The sequence below is a fragment of the Streptomyces sp. NPDC050732 genome (assembly GCF_040654255.1).
Classification (GTDB): domain Bacteria; phylum Actinomycetota; class Actinomycetes; order Streptomycetales; family Streptomycetaceae; genus Streptomyces.
The window spans coordinates 1-2,658 of sequence record NZ_JBFAHP010000084.1; the positions used below are offsets into that span (position 1 = coordinate 1).

General features: G+C 73.5%; 2 protein-coding genes. Both read left to right on the top strand.

Translation table 11 applies throughout. The annotated features are described in order from the left end of the window. Positions 1–113: 113 nt before the first annotated feature. Complete coding sequence (locus AB0H82_RS36355) at positions 114–1,118, top strand: ketoacyl-ACP synthase III (RefSeq protein ID WP_362999823.1); 1,005 nt, start codon at positions 114–116, stop codon at positions 1,116–1,118. Positions 1,119–1,266: 148 nt separating this feature from the next. Beyond that, positions 1,267–2,541: a 3-phosphoshikimate 1-carboxyvinyltransferase gene (aroA, locus tag AB0H82_RS36360; protein ID WP_362999824.1), complete on the top strand. Its 1,275-nt coding sequence runs from the start codon at positions 1,267–1,269 to the stop codon at positions 2,539–2,541. Positions 2,542–2,658 lie beyond the last annotated feature (117 nt).

Sequence of the window (2,658 nt, forward strand, 5' to 3'; positions counted from 1 at the left end):
GTGGGCGGCCGGTCGGTGCCGCCCACGCACGCCGCGCGCGAGTGCGGAGGCGCCGGACAGGCGCCGGACACATGCAGAATCCATTCACGTCGCGTTGAGGGTGGGGCAGGCGAATGACCGGTATCGCAGCCGATATCGCAGTTCTCGGTACGGGCGCCTACGTACCGGACCGTATCGTCACCAATGACGAGGTCGGCGCGCCGGCCGGGGTCGACGGCGAGTGGATCGTACGCAAGACAGCGATCCGGGAGCGGCGTTGGGTCGCGCCCGGCCAGGCCACCTCCGATCTCGCGGTGGCGGCCGGGCGGGCGGCACTGGAGTCGGCGGGCATCACCGTCGGCCAGCTGTCGCTCATCGTGGTGGCGACGTCCACGCCGGACCGGCCGCAGCCGCCGACCGCGGTCTACGTGCAGCAGCAGCTCGGCGCCCTCGGCGCGGCGGCATTCGACGTGAACGCGGTCTGCTCGGGCAGCGTGTTCGCGCTGTCGGTGGTCGAGGGCATGCTGGCCCGCCAGGGCGGTCACGCGCTGGTGATCGGCGCGGACGTCTACTCGCGGATCCTGAACCCCGCCGACCGCAAGACGGTGGTGCTGTTCGGGGACGGCGCCGGAGCGATGGTGCTCGGCCCGGCCGGCGACGGACGCGGAGCGGCCGGGGCGCGGGTGCGGCACGTCACCCTGCACACCGTCGGCGAGCTCGCCGGGCTGATCCAGGTGCCCGCGGGCGGCAGCAGGCAGCCCGCCGACCGGGCGGTCCTCGACGCGGGGCTGCAGTACTTCGCTATGGACGGGCGCGAGGTGCGCCGGTTCGTGGTGGAGCAACTGCCCCAGCTGACCAAGCAGTTCCTGCACGAGGCCGGGGTGGTGCCCGACGACGTCGCGCACTTCGTGCCGCACCAGGCCAACGGCGTCATGCTGGACACGGTGATCGAGGACCTGGCGCTGTCCCGGGCCACCACGCACCTGACCCTGGAGCAGTACGGCAACACCGGCGCGGCGTCGATCCCCATCACGCTGGACGCCGCCGCCCGCGAAGGGGCCTTCCGGCCCGGCGACCTGATCCTGCTCGCGGGCTTCGGCGGCGGCATGGCCGCGGGCCTCGCCCTGCTCGAATGGTGAAGGGACCACAGGCCTGACGCCGTGGTCCTGTCACCACGGGTTCGACGCCCCGGCCCTGACGCGACCCCTCTGACCGGGCCGGGGAGCTCCTTCCCCCAAGAGCGCTCCCCGGCCCCACCTCACCCCCCCGCCGCATGGAGGCATCCGCGTGATCACGGAGAAGGAGCCGGGCACCGGCCTGGCCGCCCGCATACCGGGATCGAAGAGTCTGACCAACCGACTGCTTCTGCTGGCCGCCGCCGCCGACGGCACGAGCACCCTCCGCGCCCCGCTGGTCAGCGAGGACACGGTCGCCTTCCGCGAGGCGCTCGGCGTGTCCGGCATCCCGGTGCGGAGCGGCCCCGACGACGCGTTCTGGGAGGTGACGGGCGCGGGACGCGGACCCGTCGGCCCCGCCCGGCCGTGGTGCGCGGACGCCGGGACGGCGGCCCGCTTCCTGCCCCCGTTCGCCGCCACCGGCCACGGCACCTTCCTCTTCGACGGCTCGTCGCAGCTGCGCGCCCGCCCGCAGCGCCCCCTGATCGAGGCGCTCCGCGCCCTCGGCGCCGACCTGGAGCCGGGCCCGGGCAACGGGCTCCCCCTGCTGATCCGCGCCCACGGCATCGAGGGCGGCGAACTCTCCGTCGACTCGTCCCTGAGCAGCCAGTACCTGAGTGGACTGCTGATGGCGGCCCCGCTGATGCGCCGCGGCCTGCGGATCCGCACGGGAAGCCTGGTCAGCCGCCCGTACGTCGACATGACCGTGGCCCTGATGCGGCGCTTCGGAGCCCAGGTCGAGGAGAGCGCGGACGGCACCCTCCACGTCCGGCCGGGGGCGTACGACGCGACGGACGTCGTCGTCGAACCCGACGCGTCCTCCGCCTCGTACATCTTCGCCGCGGCGGCCGTCACCGGACGCACGGTCACCGTGCCCGGCCTGGGCACCGACAGTCTGCAGGGCGACCTCCGCTTCGTCGACGTGCTCGCACAGGCGGGCGCCGAGGTGCGGGTGGGGCCGACGGCCACCACCGTCTCGGGCACCGGCCCGCTGCGCGGCGGCTTCACCGTGGACATGGGCGAGATCTCCGACACGTTCATGACCCTCGCCGCCATCGCGCCCCTGGCCGATGCGCCCATCACGATCCGCGGCGTCGCGCACGCGCGGCTGAAGGAGTCCGACCGCGTCGCCGCCATGGCGGAGAACCTGAGGGCCTGCGGCATCGAGACCTCCGAAGGGAAGGACTGGATCACCGTCAGGCCCGGAGTGCCGCGCCCCACCCGCATCGCGTGCCACCGCGACCACCGGATCGCGATGTCCTTCTCGGTCCTCGGACTCGCCGTTCCCGACACGATCTCGCTGGACGACCCGGCCTGCGTGGCGAAGACCTTCCCGGACTTCCACGACGAGCTGCGCCGCCTGTTCACCGGCGACGCGACCTCGTAGAGCACCGAACCACGCAGGGCAAAGGAGCACACCGTTGAGCAGGTTGCGTTGGCTGACCGCGGGGGAGTCGCACGGACCCGCGCTTGTCGCGACGTTGGAGGGTCTTCCCGCCGGCGT

Coding starts and splice junctions, on each gene's coding strand:
- AB0H82_RS36355 (WP_362999823.1), top strand. CDS start 114: ATGACCGGTATCGCAGCCGATATCGCAGTTCTCGGTACGGGCGCCTAC.